Source organism: Kribbella deserti (genome assembly GCF_042434725.1).
Taxonomy (GTDB): domain Bacteria; phylum Actinomycetota; class Actinomycetes; order Propionibacteriales; family Kribbellaceae; genus Kribbella; species Kribbella deserti.
In genome coordinates this window covers 304,104-320,280 of record NZ_JBHLTC010000006.1, presented here as the reverse complement: position 1 = coordinate 320,280, position 16,177 = coordinate 304,104, and the positions used below count along the sequence as shown (strand labels likewise).

At 67.3% G+C, this 16,177-nt stretch carries 14 protein-coding genes; 5 read left to right on the top strand and 9 right to left on the bottom strand.

The window, feature by feature from the left end:
- Nucleotides 1-15 precede the first annotated feature (15 nt).
- Both ACFFGN_RS06895 and ACFFGN_RS06890 read left to right on the top strand, forming a co-directional pair.
- The gene (locus ACFFGN_RS06895; protein WP_380044481.1) at nt 16-780 is read left to right on the top strand and encodes a class I SAM-dependent methyltransferase; all 765 of its coding nucleotides are present in this window, start codon (nt 16-18) and stop codon (nt 778-780) included.
- Nucleotides 781-944: 164 nt separating this feature from the next.
- Entirely contained in the window at nt 945-2,102 is a 1,158-nt protein-coding gene (locus tag ACFFGN_RS06890) for a serine hydrolase domain-containing protein (protein ID WP_380044480.1), read from the top strand.
- A gap of 49 nt (nt 2,103-2,151) precedes the next feature.
- Here the strand turns inward: ACFFGN_RS06890 and ACFFGN_RS06885 are convergent, their stop codons facing one another.
- The 3 genes from ACFFGN_RS06885 to ACFFGN_RS06875 form a co-directional block, all read right to left on the bottom strand.
- Nucleotides 2,152-2,787, bottom strand: a complete 636-nt coding sequence (locus ACFFGN_RS06885) for a phosphotransferase (RefSeq protein WP_380044479.1) — start codon at nt 2,785-2,787, stop codon at nt 2,152-2,154.
- A gap of 92 nt (nt 2,788-2,879) precedes the next feature.
- The gene (locus tag ACFFGN_RS06880; RefSeq protein WP_380044478.1) at nt 2,880-4,169 is read right to left on the bottom strand and encodes a glycoside hydrolase family 18 protein; all 1,290 of its coding nucleotides are present in this window, start codon (nt 4,167-4,169) and stop codon (nt 2,880-2,882) included.
- 89 nt (nt 4,170-4,258) lie between these two features.
- Nucleotides 4,259-4,840, bottom strand: a complete 582-nt coding sequence (locus ACFFGN_RS06875) for a TetR/AcrR family transcriptional regulator (protein WP_380044477.1) — start codon at nt 4,838-4,840, stop codon at nt 4,259-4,261.
- Nucleotides 4,841-4,976: 136 nt separating this feature from the next.
- Between ACFFGN_RS06875 and ACFFGN_RS06870 the strand changes: the two genes are divergently transcribed.
- Entirely contained in the window at nt 4,977-5,666 is a 690-nt protein-coding gene (locus ACFFGN_RS06870; RefSeq protein WP_380044476.1) for a hypothetical protein, read from the top strand.
- Nucleotides 5,667-5,726: 60 nt separating this feature from the next.
- Here ACFFGN_RS06870 and purH read toward each other — a convergent pair whose 3' ends face one another.
- From purH to ACFFGN_RS06855, 3 genes are read right to left on the bottom strand one after another with little or no spacing between them, the layout of a single operon-like run.
- Entirely contained in the window at nt 5,727-7,295 is a 1,569-nt protein-coding gene (gene purH, locus ACFFGN_RS06865) for a bifunctional phosphoribosylaminoimidazolecarboxamide formyltransferase/IMP cyclohydrolase (protein WP_380044475.1), read from the bottom strand.
- Nucleotides 7,292-7,909 carry a phosphoribosylglycinamide formyltransferase gene (gene purN, locus ACFFGN_RS06860; protein WP_380044551.1) on the bottom strand — a complete coding sequence of 206 codons (618 nt, stop codon included), beginning with the start codon at nt 7,907-7,909 and terminating at the stop codon, nt 7,292-7,294. The genes purH and purN overlap by 4 nt, the downstream gene beginning before the upstream one ends.
- Nucleotides 7,910-7,969: 60 nt before the next feature.
- A complete protein-coding gene (locus ACFFGN_RS06855; protein WP_380044474.1) occupies nt 7,970-9,184 on the bottom strand; it encodes a cell division protein PerM in 1,215 nt (404 codons plus the stop codon).
- A 134-nt stretch (nt 9,185-9,318) separates the two neighbouring features.
- On the opposite strand from ACFFGN_RS06855, the gene ACFFGN_RS06850 reads away from it, so the two are divergent.
- Nucleotides 9,319-10,656, top strand: a complete 1,338-nt coding sequence (locus ACFFGN_RS06850; RefSeq protein ID WP_380044473.1) for a hypothetical protein — start codon at nt 9,319-9,321, stop codon at nt 10,654-10,656.
- 72 nt (nt 10,657-10,728) lie between these two features.
- Here ACFFGN_RS06850 and sucD read toward each other — a convergent pair whose 3' ends face one another.
- Nucleotides 10,729-11,619: a succinate--CoA ligase subunit alpha gene (sucD, locus tag ACFFGN_RS06845; RefSeq protein ID WP_380044472.1), complete on the bottom strand. Its 891-nt coding sequence runs from the start codon at nt 11,617-11,619 to the stop codon at nt 10,729-10,731.
- Nucleotides 11,620-11,631: 12 nt separating this feature from the next.
- Entirely contained in the window at nt 11,632-12,804 is a 1,173-nt protein-coding gene (gene sucC / locus ACFFGN_RS06840; protein WP_380044471.1) for an ADP-forming succinate--CoA ligase subunit beta, read from the bottom strand.
- A gap of 187 nt (nt 12,805-12,991) precedes the next feature.
- On the opposite strand from sucC, the gene ACFFGN_RS06835 reads away from it, so the two are divergent.
- Nucleotides 12,992-14,656: a glycoside hydrolase family 13 protein gene (locus ACFFGN_RS06835; protein ID WP_380044470.1), complete on the top strand. Its 1,665-nt coding sequence runs from the start codon at nt 12,992-12,994 to the stop codon at nt 14,654-14,656.
- Between the two features lie 45 nt (nt 14,657-14,701).
- On the opposite strand, the gene ACFFGN_RS06830 is transcribed toward ACFFGN_RS06835, so the two are convergent.
- Entirely contained in the window at nt 14,702-15,805 is a 1,104-nt protein-coding gene (locus tag ACFFGN_RS06830) for an MFS transporter (protein WP_380044469.1), read from the bottom strand.
- Nucleotides 15,806-16,177: the final 372 nt, after the last annotated feature.

Below are 16,177 nucleotides of genomic sequence, written 5' to 3'. Positions count from 1 at the left end.
GTTTGAATGGGGTCCATGACCCTGGATGAACTGCTGGACGAAGGTTTCGGGCTCGACGTCGAGGCCCAGTGGGGTGCGGGTTTCCTGCCTGGGCGATATGTCCCGGGCGAACCCTCCTGGGCCTGGACGGGCCTCGTCACCCCCTGGCTGGACGGTGCCGAGGCCCTGCTCGACCTCGGCACCGGCGAAGGCGGCGTACTGGCCGGACTGCCGAATCTGCCCCGCCTGACGGTTGCCACCGAGGAATGGCTCGCCACCGTTCCGGCCGCGGCGCGAACCCTGCTGCCGAAGGGCATCCACCTCGTGGTCTGCGGCGGCGGTCAGGAGAACACCGAGCCGGACCTGCCACCTCGCGACGGTCTGCCTTTTCGCGACGCGTCGTACGACGTGGTGCTGTCGCGGCACGAGGCCTTCGATCCCGCCGAGGTACGACGCGTGCTCAAGCCGGGCGGCGTTTTTGTCACTCAGCAGGTTGGTTCCGGCGAAACGGCCTCGGTCCGGGCACTGTGCGGCCTAGCTGCGGATCCCACGGAGTCGTGGGACCTCGCCGAAGCCGTCCGGCAGACGGAGGCGGGTGGTCTGACCGTGATCGGGTCGGGCGAGGAACGGCCTACCAGCACGTTCACCGACGTGGCGGCGTTGATCGGCTATCTGCGCGGCATTCCGTGGTCGGTGCCCGAGCTCGACCGGAATTCCCTGCGACCGGCCTTCGGGAAACTCCATGCCCAGGGCCCCTTCCAGGCGGTCAGCCATCGGTTCTGGCTGACCGCACGGGCCTGACCACACAGGGCTGCGCGCACAGGGTTGAGCGCACGGGGCTGAGCGCACGGGCTTGGGCGACCGGTCGTGGTGTAGCAGGCTCTACCTTCGATTGGGGTGGTGAGGGGCGGGTTCCGGGGCGCCGGCGCTGACAGGATTGAACCACTGTCAGAGAAGGAGGAGCCATGAGGAACAAGATGCTGGCCGGAGTTGCCGCGGCGACACTGCTGGTAGGTGTCGCGGCAGCACCAGCCGCCACCGCCGTAGCCCCCGAACGCGCTACGACGAACCGGTCCGACCTACAGAAACAGCTCGACGGGCTGGTCCGGGACTGGAAGTTCCCAGCGGCTCTGGCGTCGGTGGACAACGGGAAGACCCAGCGGTCGTACGTCGCGGGCCGTTCGCAGCTTGGCGGGAACCAGCCGCCGCCCCGGGAGGGACGGGTCCGGGCCGGCAGTAATACGAAAACGTTCGTGGCGGTCGTCGTACTGCAGCTGGTTGCCGAAGGCAAGGTAAAGCTGGACGCACCGATCGAGGACTACCTGCCGGGCCTGGTCCGCGGCAAGGGCATCGACGGCCGCAACATCACCGTGCGGCAGCTCCTGCAGCACACGAGCGGCCTCCCGAACTACACCGCGCATATGGGTCTGGAGAACTTCGAGAAGCTCCGCAACCGCTACTACCAGCCGCGCGAGCTGCTCGACATCGCACTGGCGCAGCCGGCTAGTTCGAAGCCTGGCGCCAAGTGGGAGTACAGCAACACCAACTACGTACTGGCCGGGCTGCTGATCGAACGCGTCTCGGGCCGTCCCGTGGCGGAACAGGTCGCCGACCGCATCCTCAAGCCGCTCAACCTGCGCGGCACCTACTGGCCCGCCGTTGGCGACATGACGATCCAGGGCCGCCACCCGCACGGGTACCACGTCGCGGACGCTCCCAGTAAGAAGATCATCGACGTGACCGAGCTGGATCCGTCCTGGGGATGGGCCGCCGGCCAGCTGATCAGCACTACCGGCGACTTGAACCGCTTCTTCAGCGCATTGCTGGGTGGGAAGCTCCTGCCCGCTGCCGAACTGGCGCAGATGAAGAAGACCGTCCCGGCCGAGATGTGGTCCGGTGCGCGCTACGGCCTCGGCCTGGTCAGTACGCCGCTCTCGTGCGGCGGGGTCTACTGGGGCCACGGCGGCGATATTCACGGCTACGAGACCCGAGGCGGCGTCACCACTTCCGGCCGCGCTGCCGCCATCGCGGTGACCTCGCTACCGGGTGCGTTCGAGCCCGACAACGGCGAGAAGGCCGCCGGCGCCGTACTGGCCACTGTCGACAAGGCCTTGTGCAGCTGAGCTAGCCCGGCGCCGCTAGCGTCCTCCAGCCACTTATGGCTCGGGGACGCTAGCGGGCGTCCGCGAAGTCGATGTACGCCTGGATACGTGGCTCCGCTGGATCGCCGCCGTAGGCCTCGACGAAACCGACAGACGCGGCCAGACCGCCGTACTGCGGGTTCAGACCGTTCGAGAGGCTCTTGTACATCAGGGCAAGATCAACATACGGATCACCGGCACCGAGGTAGCCGACGTCGAGCACACCACTGAATCGCAGCGTCTCGGGATCAACGAAGACATTCGGCGCGCAGTAGTCGCCATGGGCTACGACCGTACGCTCGCCCGGGAAGTCCAAGTCGAACGGGCAATCGCGCACGTCAAGCTCGTGCAGCGCGCGCAAGCCTCCAGCAAGTGCCTTGAGAACCTGAGGCCGATCCGCTTCCGGCCAAGGCTGCGACGCGTCCCGGCCAGGTAGCTTCGAGGTCAGCATCCAGTCGTCGCCCCGGTCGCGAACCACCGGGCAGGGAAAGCCGGTCGCGTTCAGCCAGACGAGCCGATCCGCCTCGGCCGAGATGCCCGAACCTGCTTTGTAATAAAGGGTTTCCGTCCGCCGCTCCAACCGGATCACCGTGGCGCCGGAGAACCCGATCACGACGGCCTCCCCGCCTTCGGCGCTGAACCTGCGTACGACCTCCGCCACCGTCATCACACCAGTGTCGCGGGCCGAACCACCTCTCCACCAACCGTTTTACGTCCGGAGAACCCGCCAGTGGCTCGGGGTTCTCCGGACGCAACCGCTCAGTGCAGGTGCTTGTGCAGGGCGGTGATCAGTTCGCCGTCGGAGGTGTCCCCGTCGAGGGACCAGATCATCGCGCCGCCGAGGTGGCGGTCGGAGATGTAGCGGGCCTTGCGCTTCATTTCGATCGGGTCGTCCCAGGTCCAGAAGGTCGTTCCGTCGTACAGCCAGGCGAAGCCCGCCTTGTTGTCACGGAACACCTGGAACTTGCTCAACTGGGCCTTCAGCAGGCGGTAGTCCTCGTAGCCCGCCTCGTACGTCGCAGGCGCCGCGCCACCCGTAGCGGGCTGGAACAACCCGTTGTTGGTTGATCCGACACCGGTCCAGCCACGGCTGTAGAACGGCACACCCATCACCAGCTTGCTACGAGGGGCTCCGCGCTTCAGGTAGGCGTCGATCGTCACCTGCGAGCTGAACTCGGCAGTGGAGGGATCACCGGCCGGGCCGTCGATAGCCGACTGCTGGTTCGTAACCGGGTCCCATGCGCCGTGGTAGTCGTACCCCTGGGTGGTAGCGAACGTGAGCGCACTGAAGACCTTGCGGACCTCGAAGCCTCGATCGATCTGGACCGGGTCCGCCGGCAGGAACGCCGTCAGGTCGTACCGCCGGTGCGTGTGCCACGAGAGCCGGTTGAGCTGCTTGCGGTACTCCAGGACGAGCGCGGTGAAGTTCTGCTTGTCCTCAGGCCGTACGACGTTGCCGGGAGCGCCTTCGCTGGCAGGCCATTCCCAGTCCAGGTCTACGCCGTCGAACACACCCTTCGCGGCTCCGGCCGGTGAACCCGGCAGGTTGCCCTTGAGCCACATGTCGAGGCAGGACTTCACATGAGCCGCGCGAGACTCCTTGGTAAGGGCGGCGTTCGAGAAGTACTTCGAACCCGTCCAGCCGCCGAGGGAAATGTTGACGCGCAGCCTCGGGTATTTCGCCTTGAGCTGCTTGAGCTGGTTCAAGTTGCCGGCAAGGGCCTGACCGGCTTCGTCGGCCTTGCCGCTGACACTCTGCTCGGCGGTGAAAGGACGCTGGTAGTCGGCCCAGGCATCGCTACTGACGCACTTACCGGTTTCGTCGAGGAACCCGAAGGCGTAGTTGATGTGAGTGAGCTTGGCGGCGGTGCCGTTCTTGACCAGGTCATTGACCAGGAAATTGCGGTCGTAGCCACTCCACTGGGTGTAGTAGCCGACCACGCGCTTGGAGCTGTGTTCCACGGCGGCCTCGGCCGGCGCGGTCACCCCCAGCGGGATCATCACGGCGCTGGCCACGATTACGGGCAGGCCGAACTTCTTCAACGACATTGTTCTCCCCAACGGGCGGTTTGAGGGACACGAGCGCGATCACCATAGGCCTGGCGCAACGACTTACGCAATGACCCTAAGGAAAGACGTCAGGCCGGAGCGAGGCTGGGAAAGATCAGGTCGAGGATCGTGCCGATCTGGGCCTCGTCGATAGGCCGGTGCTGCAGCAGCAACCGGTAGTAGAGCGGGGCGTAGAGCAGCTCGATCAGATCCTCGGGGGCCACTTCGGGCCGCACCTGGCCGGCTTGCTGGGCCTTCTTCAGACGCTCAGCACAAAGCTCCACGCGGGGCTTCATCAGGGTGCGGTAGAGCGACTCAGCGGCATCCGCGTCACTCTGCGCCGCGGCGATCAGGCCCCGCAACGACGCGGCGAAAACCGGATCGGTCAGGGTTCGTGCGAGCTGGATCATCTGAGTCCGCAGATCGGCGACCAGATCACCGGTATCGGGGAAGTCCAGGGTGTCGCCGGCCCGATCATCGATCGCCTCGAGCAGCACGGCCGATTTCGACGGCCACCATCGGTAGATCGTCTGCTTGCCCACCCCGGCCCGCTTGGCGACGCCCTCCATGGTGAGCCGCGCGAAACTCTCCTCGACACACAACTCGAGGGCGGCGCTCAAAATCGCCCGACGGGCTCGTTCGCTGCGGCGGTCAGGATTCGGAACGATCATGCTGCCAGGTTATACGAGACGAGACGGAGTGTCTTGACAGCCCTCTTGGCGAGACCTACCGTCTCGTTGTGAGACGAGACGTCTCGTTCACTCCCCGCATCGGCCGGGAGGAACGCTCGTCAGGGAAGGAACCGCCATGTCCGAAACCAGCGTTCGCCGGTACACCGGCCTGTTCGGGATCATTGCCAGCGCGCTGATCGTGATCCAGGTCCCGCTCTATTTCCTCTACTCCGGTGCTCCGCCGGACTGGAACATCCTGACCCGGAGCCTGATCGGCATCGTGGGCTGTGTGTTCTACATCGTGTTCTTCACCGGGCTGCGCCAGCTGATCCATCAGGTCGACGCCGCCTCGGAGTGGATCGCCGGGGTGATCCAGGCGGCCGGGCTGCTCTGGGTGGCGATGGTGTTCGTACCGCAGTCGATGGAGGCCGGAGCCGCCATCTCGGTCGACCGCGATATCGACACCACCCGGGAAGGCCCGTTCGCGGCCGCGCAGTACCTGATGCAGGGATTGATCTCCCGCCTGCTGATGGGCTTGCTGCTGATCGCCCTGGCCGGCGTCGTACTACGCCTGCGGCTGATGCCGCGCTGGGTGGGGCGTTCGGCGTATGTGCTCGCGGTCATCAACCTGGCGTTCGTACCGGCCATCTACTTCGGAGATGACCCGGCGAATTTCTACAGCGCCCAGGGCTGGGGAACGACCGCGAGCATGGGATTGCTGTGGAGCCTGTGGACGCTTGCCGTGAGCATCAGCGTGTTCCGCAGTTCTCGGCGAACCCATGCGGTACCCGGCCTGCACAAGCCCTCAGTGCGCGTACCGGCCTGAGCATGGAAACGGCCTTGGGTGGACCCGAATCAGGTCCACCCAAGGCCAGTAGTTACGGGATCAGTGGAAGAAGTGCCGCGTGCCGGTGAAGTACATGGTGATGCCGGCCTTCTGAGCCACCTCGATCGCGAGGTCGTCGCGAATCGAGCCACCCGGCTGTACGACGGCCTTCACGCCGGCCTCGATCAGCACCTCGAGCCCATCGGGGAACGGGAAGAACGCGTCCGATGCCGCGACCGAGCCGGCCGCCCGCTCGCCGGCCCGGGAGACCGCGAGCCGGCAGGAGTCGACCCGGTTGACCTGGCCCATGCCGACCCCGACGGAGGCGCCGTTCGAGGCCAGCAGGATCGCGTTGGACTTGACCGCGCGGCAGGCCTTCCAGGCGAACTCCAGCTCCGCCAGGTCGTCCCCGGTGAGCGCCTCGCCGCTGGCCAGGGTCCAGGTCGACGGGTCGTCGCCCTCGGCCTGGAAACGGTCGGCGTGCTGCATCAGGATGCCGCCGCTGATCGCGCGGAACTCGACCGCGGTCTGGTCATCGTCCGGCGGGCAGACCAGGATCCGCAGGTTCTTCCGGCCCTGCAGGATCTCGACCGCGCCGTCCTCGTATCCGGGCGCGACCAGCACCTCGGTGAAGATCTCCGCGACCTGCTTGGCCATCTCGACCGAGACCGGCACGTTGGTGGCGATCACGCCGCCGTACGCCGAAACCGGGTCGCACTCATGCGCCTTGCGGTGGGCTTCCGCGACGTCGGCACCGACGGCGATGCCACACGGGTTGGCGTGCTTGATGATCGCCACCGCGGGCCGGTCGAAGTCGTACGCCGTACGCCGGGCGGAGTCCGCGTCGACGTAGTTGTTGTACGACATCTCCTTACCGCCCAGCTGCTCGGCGGCCGCGAGTCCGCCGCGGTAGCTCCGGTAGAGCGCGGCCGGCTGGTGCGGGTTCTCCCCGTAGCGCAGCACGGCCGACTTGTCCCAGGTCGCGCCGACGAAGGCCGGGAAGCCCGTGCCCTCGCTGGTATCGGTCAGCACGCTGCCCATCCAGGACGCCACGGCCACGTCGTACGCCGCGGTGTGCGCGAAGGCCTCGGCCGCGAGCCGCTGACGCTGGGCCTGGGTGAAGCCGCCTTCCGCGAGGGCCTGCAGCAGTTCGGGGTAACGAGCCGGGTCGACCACGACGGCCACGTTCGCGTGGTTCTTCGCGGCGCCGCGAACCATCGAGGGCCCGCCGATGTCGATCTGCTCGACACACTCGTCCACCGTCGCGCCCGAGGCGACCGTCTCGATGAACGGGTAGAGGTTGCTCACCAGCAGGTCGAACGGCTCGACCCGCATCTCCTGCAACTGCTCGACGTGCGTCTCGAGCCGAACGTCGGCCAGTAGGCCCGCGTGCACCTTCGGGTGCAGGGTCTTCACCCGGCCGTCGAGGCACTCGGGGAACCCGGTCAGCTCCTCGACCTTCGTCACGGGTACGCCGGTGGCGGCGATCCGCGCGGCGGTCGAACCGGTAGAGACGAGCTGAACGCCCGCGTCGGACAGGGCCTTCGCCAGCTCCTCCAGCCCGGTCTTGTCGTAGACGCTGATCAGCGCGCGACGGATCGGCCTGCGGTCCTCGGCGGCGGTGCTCACGGAATGGTGACCTTTCTTCCGGTGATGGTCCAGCCCTCGCGGACCAGCCGGCCGACCGAGTCCACCAGCTGGCGGCGCTCGACGTCCTTGATCCGTTCGGTCAGGGTGTCTTCGGTGTCGTCGTCCAGCACCGGTACGACGACCTGGGCGATGATCGGCCCGGTGTCGACGCCACCGTCGACGAAGAACAAGGTGGCGCCCGCGACCTTCACGCCGTACTCGAGGGCGTCGCGCGGGCCGTGAATACCGGGGAAGCCCGGCAGCAAGGCGTTGTGGGTGTTGATGTAGCGGTCACCGAAGGCGGCCAGGAACTGCTCCCCGACCAGCTTCAGGAAGCCGGCCGAGATGACCAGATCCGGCTGGTACGACGCCACCGACGCGGTCAGCGCGGCATCCCAGTCGGCGCGCTCGGTGTGGTCCTTCACCCGGTGCACGAAGGTCGGCACGTTGGCGGACTTCGCCCGGTCCAGACCGACGACGCCGTCCCGGTCCGCGCCGACGGCGACCACCTGGGCGCCGTACGCGGGGTCCGCGCAGGCGTCCAGCAGAGCCTGCAGGTTGGAGCCGGAGCCGGAGATGAGCACGACCAGACGCGCGGGTTTCGGCGCTTGCATCACGCGGCGTTCCCAATCACAGAGAGGACCTTGTCACGGGGGTCACCCTATCGGCTGGCCTCAGGGAGCCCGGCGGGCGCCCACGATCGCCGCCGTGATGGCCGCGCCGATCGTCACCCCGGCCGCGACCACTCCAGCGGCCGCAAGCGCTCCAGGCACGCCGAACGAGGCCATTCGGCCTGGCCCGGCTGAACCGCCCGCGAGCACGAACAGAACCAGCAGCACAAGACCCGTGAGAGGGCCTGAGAAGGCCGCGCGGACGGCATACGCGTCCCAGCCGATCAGATCGCCGTCAGGCCCGCCACTGACCCTCCGAGCGACCACGAGACCTGCAGCCACTCCAGCCAGGAGCGGAACCAGCCCGGTCAGGAACAGCATGTACGTCGGGGTGGCGCCGTCGGCCGGTACGGCCGCCAGAAGTGGCAGGGATGGCAGGCTACCGACGTCGACCCCGGTAGGCGCCACGGTTGTTCCTACGCCCAGCTGGAAGCCCGGGCCCGCGATGAAGGCAGCGGCGTACACGATGGCATTGGGCAGTAGAACCAGGCAGATCCCGAACAGCACGATCGAGCCGACTACACCCGAGTCCAGCGCCTCCAGCATCGAAGTGACCCGGCTGAAGTGCAGAACCAGCATCACGGCGTACAGCACGGTCGCGGCAGTTAGTACCGTCGCTGCCGCCGCGAGCGCTCCGGCGATCATCTGGCGGACCCAGTGCGGTGTGGCCTTCGCAGCCATCATGAGCGCGCCCGACTCCGTCATGACCCCGAGCGTCCCTGCGAACGCCGCAAGGGTGACAGCGCCTAGCAAGGCCGAGAACGGCGAGATCTTCACGGAACCGCTAGAGGTCAGTACGGCGACCAGTAGCGCCCCAACGCCGTACGCGCCGGCTAGAACGCCACTAAGCGTCAGGAGTTCGCGAGACTCCTGGGCACCGCTCATCCGGGTAGCGAAGCGGCCGGCGCGGTAGAGGAAGTAGCCGAGCAGCAAGGTGAGGCCGAGCGGCGCCAGCGTGATCGAGGCGCTGCCGACGGTGACACCTGTTTTATGTGCCGCAAGCCACATCGAGGCACCGGCCCGCATAGCGCCCGAGGCGCCGCCGAAGGTCGCCGCGAGCCAGCCGATCACCGCCACCACGGAACAGGTCACGAGACCGCTGAGCAGGCACGCTCCCGTCGCGACCAGCGCTGGCAGTACAACTGCCTGTGAGGAGGCGCTCGCGGACCGTGTAGATCCAGCGTCTCGGGTGCCCGGGCGGTTCACCGTGTCTGTCATCTGACCCTCATCGTCTCGCCTGTCCGGGCAGCGCTCGTTCTGACACGCCGGATATGAAAGACTTCGCCCCGCTTGGTCCCCGTCTTGCCCGACTGGATACCGTCGGGTAGATCAGCGAGAAGGACGAGGAGTACATGACCGGCCCATCCGGCCCCAGCGGCCTTCCCGGCGGTAGCCCCCGCCCCCGGGTCAGTCGTGCCGCCCAGCGCGCGGCACGGCGCAAACAGCGTCGCCGCCAGACGCAACTCATCGCCGGCGGCGTGGCTGCGGCCCTGCTGGTCGTCGGCGGCGGCATCGTCGCGGTGGCGACCGGCGGCGGTGACGACAAGGGCGGTGACTCCGGTGACCAGCAGAATCCCGAGTCGAACGTCCTGGCCGATCCGAAGATCCTGATAAACGACACCGACGCCGATCTGATGTCCAAGGGCACCTGGGTGGTTTCGGGCACGGCCGATGGTCCCGACGTACCGGCTCAGTCGTTCATGTGCCAGGCCCAGCGCTTCGCGGACCCGGCCGGCGTCCGGACCTGGGCCAGGACCCTTCGCAACCCGAACAACCTGGACACTGCCCGGCAGTTCGTCGAGGTCTCCAAGGACCAGGCCGGCGCGGCGAAGGCCTATGCCACGATCGCCGGCTGGCTGAGCGAGTGCGCCGATCCGCAGGTCCGGCTGGTCAACAGTTACCAGGCCAAGGGTCTGGGCGAGAAGGGCGTGGTGGCGGTTTTCACCCAGCCACGCAAGGACAGCAACCGGTTCTACCGGACCGTTGTGCTGGCCACCGCCGGTCCGGCCACGGTGGTGCTCGAGCACAACCGGATCGGCCTGGAACCACCGAAGCCGGAGGGCATTCTCGCCGCGGCGAACGTCACCATGCGGCGGATCTGCGAGGAGACCGGCTCCACCTGCGGTACGCCGACGCTCACCCAGTCGCTGCTGCCGACGGACGAACCGCGCGGTTTCATGGCGCCGATCGACCTGCCGGTGATCAGCAAAGTGGAGAAGCCGTGGGTGAGCGTGAAGTCCGCCGCCCGGGACGGAACCGGCTGCGAGAAGATCGACCTCAGCAAGGGCAAAGCGCTCAAGTACCGCTGGCAGACGTACGTCGTCCCCGAGGGTGGCGTACCGACGGAGTTCGGTATGGACACGATGGTGGCGCAGTTCAAGGACTTCGGCGTCGCCAGCAAGTTCGTCAACGACCTGCGCAAGGCCGTCGACAACTGCAAGAAGACGTACTCCACCGCCACGGTGAAACGCACCGACACGGTCAGCTACCGCGGTATCGGCGGCCAGACCTGGCGCATCGTGTACGACGCCGGCTCGAGCGGCAAGCTGACCTACCGGGTCGGCGTGGTCCGCGCCAGCGACAAGGTGGCGTACGTGATGTTCCCGGTGCTGAAGGGCTTGGACATCAGCGACGACTCTTTCCGCGACCTGCTGATCCGGGCCGGCGAACGCTCGCTGTACTTCCGCTGAGGTATTTTGCGCTGACAACGCCAAAGGCGGCCCTCCCAGGATCGGGAGGGCCGCCTTTGGCGTTGTGGCTGCCTACTTGGCCAGCGACTGCATGATCTCGCGCATCAGGTTGGCGGTCTCGGTCGGCGTCTTGCCGACCTTGACGCCGACGGCCTCGAGGGCCTCCTGCTTGGCGACGGCGGTGCCGGACGACCCCGACACGATCGCGCCCGCGTGGCCCATCGTCTTGCCCTCGGGGGCGGTGAAGCCCGCGACGTAGCCGACGACCGGCTTCTTCACGTTGTCCTTGATGAAGGCCGCCGCCCGCTCCTCCGCGTCGCCGCCGATCTCACCGATCATCACGATCGCGTCGGTGTCGGGGTCGGCCTCGAAGGCCTCCAGCGCGTCGATGTGCGTGGTGCCGATGATCGGGTCGCCGCCGATACCGATGGCGGTGGAGAACCCGAAGTCGCGCAGCTCGTACATCATCTGGTAGGTCAGCGTGCCCGACTTCGAGACCAGGCCGATCCGGCCCTGGCCCGCGATGTCGGCCGGAATGATGCCGGCGTTGGACTCACCCGGGGTGATGATGCCGGGGCAGTTCGGCCCGATGATCCGGGTGGTACCCGAGGCCTGGGCGTGCGCGAAGAAGGCGGCCGTGTCGTGCACCGGCACCCCCTCGGTGATCACGACCACCAGCGGGATACCCGCGTCGATGGCCTCGAACACCGCGCCCTTGGTGAACTTCGGCGGTACGAAAACGACCGACACGGTCGCGCCCGTCGCCTTGACGGCCTCTTCCACCGAACCGTAGACCTCGATGTCGCGGCCTTCGATGGTGACGGTCTGGCCGCCCTTGCCCGGGGTCACGCCGCCCACGATCTGGGTGCCTGAAGCAAGCATCCGGGTGGTGTGCTTGGTGCCCTCGGAGCCGGTCATGCCCTGGACGATGACCTTGCTGTCCTTGTTGAGGAAGATCGACATGTCCGTAGTCCCTTACTTCGCAGCCAGCTCGGCGGCCCGCTTGGCCGCGCCGTCCATCGTGTCCACGCGCTCGAGACCGGCCAGGCCGGCCTCGTCGAGGATGCGGCGGCCCTCCTCGGCGTTGTTGCCGTCCAGGCGAACGACCAGCGGCTTGGTCACGGCCTCGCCGCGGCCCTCGAGCAGCGCGAACGCCTGCACGATGCCGTTGGCGACCGCGTCACAGGCGGTGATGCCGCCGAAGACGTTGACGAAGACGCTCTCCACCTGCGGGTCGGAGATGATGATCTCCAGGCCGTTGGCCATCACCTCGGCCGACGCGCCACCACCGATGTCGAGGAAGTTCGCGGGCTTGACGCCACCGAACTCCTCGCCCGCGTAGGCGACAACGTCCAGCGTCGACATGACCAGGCCGGCACCGTTACCGATGATGCCGACGGAGCCGTCGAGCTTGACGTAGTTGAGGCCCTTCTCCTTGGCCTTGGCCTCCAGCGGGTCCTCGGCCGAGGCGTCCGCGAAGTCCGCGTGCTCCGGGTGCCGGAAGTCCGCGTTCTCGTCCAGGGTGACCTTGCCGTCCAGCGCCTCGACGTTGCCGTCGGTAAGCTTGACCAGCGGGTTCACCTCGACCAGCGACGCGTCCTCGGCGATGAAGACGCCGTACAGCTTGACGATCTCGGCGGTCGCCGCCTCGATCACGTCGGCCGGGAACTTCGCCGCGACGGCGATCTCTCGCGCCTTGGCCTCATCGACACCGGTGGCCGGGTCGATCGAGATCTTCGCGACCGCGTCCGGGTTGGTGTGGGCGACCTCTTCGATCTCCACCCCGCCCGAGGCGCTGGCGATGCACAGGTAGTTGCGGTTGGCCCGGTCGATCAGGAAGGAGAAGTAGTACTCCTCGGCGATCGACGCGGCCGGGACGATGTTCAGGATCTTGACGATGTGACCCTTGATGTCCAGGCCGAGAATGGCCTCCGCGGCCTCCTGAGCCTCGTCCGGGGTCGAGGCCAGCTTGACGCCACCGGCCTTACCGCGGCCGCCCGTCTTGACCTGAGCCTTGACGACCACCCGGCCGCCGATCTTCTCGGCCGCCGCGCGCGCTTCCTCGGGAGTCGTGACGACCTCACCGACCGTCGTCCTCACACCATGTTTGGCGAAGACTGACTTCGCCTGGTATTCCATCAGGTCCACGAGTGTCCTGGTCCTCTCACCTGTCCGTGTCTAGGCCGCGGCGGGCTGTGGCACACAAACAGGTCACGGTCGCCGGCGCGGTTCCGTCGGCCTGAGACTAGCCACCCACGCAGTGTCACGGACAGTCGGGGGTACAGGCTGAGACACCCGTCACAGCGGCTTGCCCGGTCGTGACAGGGTGGATTCCATGACTGAGGCCCCCGCTGCCGGCGATCGGCAGACTTCGACCAGACCAGCTGACGACTGGTGGCGTAGCGCCGTCGTCTACCAGGTGTACCCGCGCTCCTTCGCCGACGCCGACAAGAACGGCACTGGCGACGTGAACGGGATCCGGGCCCGGCTGCCGTACTTGTCGGACCTGGGCATCGACGCGATCTGGATCAGCCCGTGGTACCCGTCGCCGCTGCTGGACGGTGGCTACGACGTGGCCGACTACCGCGACATCAATCCGGATTTCGGCACGCTGGCCGACGCGGACGCGTTGATCGCCGAGGCACACAGTCTGGGCATCCGGGTACTGATCGACCTGGTGCCGAACCACTGTTCCTGGGAACACCCCTGGTTCAAGGCGGCGCTCGCGGCCGGCAGGGGCTCACCCGAGCGGGAGCGGTTCTGGTTCCGCGACAGCCCGGGCGGTCAGCCGCCGACGAACTGGCCCGCCGCCTTCGGTGGAGGCGCCTGGCAGCAGATCGACGACGGCCAGTGGTACCTGCACATGTTCGACATCTCCCAGCCGGACTTCAACTGGGACCACCCGGACGTGATCGCGGAGTTCGACTCGATCCTGCGCTTCTGGTTCGACCGTGGCATCGACGGCTTCCGGATCGACGTGGCCGACTCGATGGCGAAGGACCCGGCGCTGCCCGACGTACCACTGAAGAACGGTCAGCCCACGCGAGACAAGTACGTCGGCAATCCGTTCTACGACCAGCCCGGCGTACACAAGATCCACCAGCGCTGGCGCCAGATCGCCGACGAGTACGCCGATACCCCGCAAGGCCCGCGCGTTTTCGTGGCGGAGGCCTGGCTATCCCCCGCGGAGCGCCTCGCGGCGTACGTGCGGCCCAACGAACTGCACTCTGCCTTCAACTTCGACGTACTGCGTTGCCCGTGGGACGCGAAGGAGCTGCGTGAGGTCATCGACCACACCACGGAGAACCTCTGGGCCGTCGGAGCGCCCGCGACCTGGGTACTGAGCAACCACGACACCATTCGTCACCGCACCCGCTACGGCCGGGACCAGAAGCACGCGGGCGCCGACGCCGGCACCGTCCCGACCGACCTGGCGCTCGGCCTACGCCGGGCCCGGGCCGCCGCGTTGCTGGAACTCGCCCTGCCGGGCGGCGCGTACATCTATCAAGGCGACGAGCTCGGCCTGCCCGAGGTGGAAGACCTGCCCGAAGAGGTTCTGGACGATCCGACCTGGGAACGTTCCGGCCATACCGTGCGCGGTCGCGACGGCTGCCGGGTTCCGATGCCTTGGAGCGGCAGCGAACCGCCCTTCGGGTTCGGTACGCCGGACAACCCGCCGTGGTTGCCCCAACCCGCCTCCTGGGCCGGCCTCACCGCGGAAGACCAGCAGGACGATCCGGACAGCCACCTCGCGCTGTACAAGGCCGCCCTCCGAATCCGCCGCGACCACCCCGCCCTCGGCGAAGGCCGCCTCACCTGGGACGACGACGCCCCCGCCGGCGTCCTCTCCTTCACCCGCTTCGGCGACGGCGAGACCTTCCGCTGCCTCGTAAACCTCACCGACACCCCCGTCCCCATCGACGGCGAGATCCTCCTAACCAGCCAGCCCTTGGCCGACGGCCAGTTGCCCCCAGACACCACCGCCTGGCTCTCCCTGTAGCCCTTTGTTACTGAAGTCCAGCTGATTCGCCGAATCGGCTGGACTTCAGCTTTCGCGCGTCCGGTACAGAAACGGAAGGACCAGCGCGGCGGTCAAAGCGGCGCAGGTAAGGAGCGTGGCCGGGCTGGTTCGATCGAGGACCAGCCCGCCTGCGAGGGCGCCGAGGGAGATGGTGGCTTGGAAAGAGGCGGTGAAGAGGACGGAGGAGGCTTCCGATGAGGGGGACGTCTTGGCGAACCAGGTTTGGGAGCAGACCGGTACGGCGCCGTAGGCCAGACCCCAGAGCACCAGCAGTACGACGGCGCCTAGGTCGTTCGTACCAAGGACCGGCAGCAGGAACGTCGCGACGGCCATCAGCGTGGCGGCGGCCGCGAAGGTGGCTCGTGGATGGCGAACCACCGTGGCTCCGCCCAGGAAGTTCCCGGCGACTCCGGCCGCGCCGTACGCCAGTAGGTAGATCGTGATGAGCCCGGCGCTCACGTGGGTCACCTGCTCCAGGAACGGCGTCACGTAGGTATACGCGCCGAAATGGGCCAGCACGATAAGGAACGTGAGCACCAGCGCGTACCGGGTGTTGACGTTGCGGAGCATATTCGTAAGCACCTGCAGGCGGATCGGCTTCTCGGCCGGCAAGGGCGGTATCGCCACGATCAGCAGGACGAATACGCCGAGCGACAGAATTCCCATGGCCACAAAGGCGGTTCGCCAGCCGGCGATCTCCCCGATGAATGTGCCCAGCGGTACGCCGAGCACCGACCCGAGCGGCACCGCGGCGAAGATGACGGCGGTGGCTCGTCCGACCAACTCGGGCCGTACCAGCCGGCCGGCCAATCCGGCGCCGATGGACCAGAAGCCCCCGATGGTGATACCAACCAGCACTCGCGAAACCAGCACAAGCCAGTAGCTCGGCGCCACCGCGGCCAGGAAATTCGCCAAGGCCAGCAACAGGATGAACGCCCCCAGCATGAGCCGACGATCCACCCGGCCGGTCGCCACGGTCACCACCGGCGCGGACGCCGCCGCCAGGAACCCCGGCATGGTCATCGTCAACCCGGCCAGCCCGTCGGAAATCGTGAACGTCGCCCCGATCGACGTCAGCAACCCAATCGGCAGAATCTCGGTGGTGACGATCGCGAAGATGCCAAGCATCACCGCCACCACCCCAACCCATGCCCCCACCCCAGACCGCCCCGCGACCCTAGGCTTCTCGGTCGTCGTCGTCACTGATCCATCCATCCCCTAGGCACCACGCAAAACCGCGCGCCTCATTGCACCAACGACAACGCCACCCCGTCTGGCACCTTTACGCCCCCAACGTCCAACGGCCGCACGACCAGGAATGAGGACCTCCACGGACGAGCCGGTCGACGGCCAGACCACCGCGGGAGGGCCCGAAACGGTCGTCTGAGCCCATCTGGGCCTGAAATCCGCCGATTGTATGGGTCGGTTGTATGAGTTGTATGTGTTCACCAGGGCGCTGGCCCCCTAGCCTCATGCGCATCTGTGGGGCAAGCAAATGGG

Bases quoted from the DNA above. Each gene is read 5' to 3' on its own strand.
- ACFFGN_RS06855 (WP_380044474.1), bottom strand. From the start codon at position 9,184: ATGACAGACACGGTGAACCGCCCGGGCACCCGAGACGCTGGATCTACA.
- ACFFGN_RS06885 (WP_380044479.1), bottom strand. From the start codon at position 2,787: ATGACGGTGGCGGAGGTCGTACGCAGGTTCAGCGCCGAAGGCGGGGAG.
- ACFFGN_RS06875 (WP_380044477.1), bottom strand. From the start codon at position 4,840: ATGATCGTTCCGAATCCTGACCGCCGCAGCGAACGAGCCCGTCGGGCG.
- sucD (WP_380044472.1), bottom strand. From the start codon at position 11,619: ATGTCGATCTTCCTCAACAAGGACAGCAAGGTCATCGTCCAGGGCATG.
- purN (WP_380044551.1), bottom strand. From the start codon at position 7,909: ATGCAAGCGCCGAAACCCGCGCGTCTGGTCGTGCTCATCTCCGGCTCC.
- ACFFGN_RS06830 (WP_380044469.1), bottom strand. From the start codon at position 15,805: ATGCTTGGCATCTTCGCGATCGTCACCACCGAGATTCTGCCGATTGGG.
- ACFFGN_RS06895 (WP_380044481.1), top strand. From the start codon at position 16: ATGACCCTGGATGAACTGCTGGACGAAGGTTTCGGGCTCGACGTCGAG.
- ACFFGN_RS06835 (WP_380044470.1), top strand. From the start codon at position 12,992: ATGACTGAGGCCCCCGCTGCCGGCGATCGGCAGACTTCGACCAGACCA.
- ACFFGN_RS06880 (WP_380044478.1), bottom strand. From the start codon at position 4,169: ATGTCGTTGAAGAAGTTCGGCCTGCCCGTAATCGTGGCCAGCGCCGTG.
- ACFFGN_RS06870 (WP_380044476.1), top strand. From the start codon at position 4,977: ATGTCCGAAACCAGCGTTCGCCGGTACACCGGCCTGTTCGGGATCATT.
- ACFFGN_RS06890 (WP_380044480.1), top strand. From the start codon at position 945: ATGAGGAACAAGATGCTGGCCGGAGTTGCCGCGGCGACACTGCTGGTA.
- ACFFGN_RS06850 (WP_380044473.1), top strand. From the start codon at position 9,319: ATGACCGGCCCATCCGGCCCCAGCGGCCTTCCCGGCGGTAGCCCCCGC.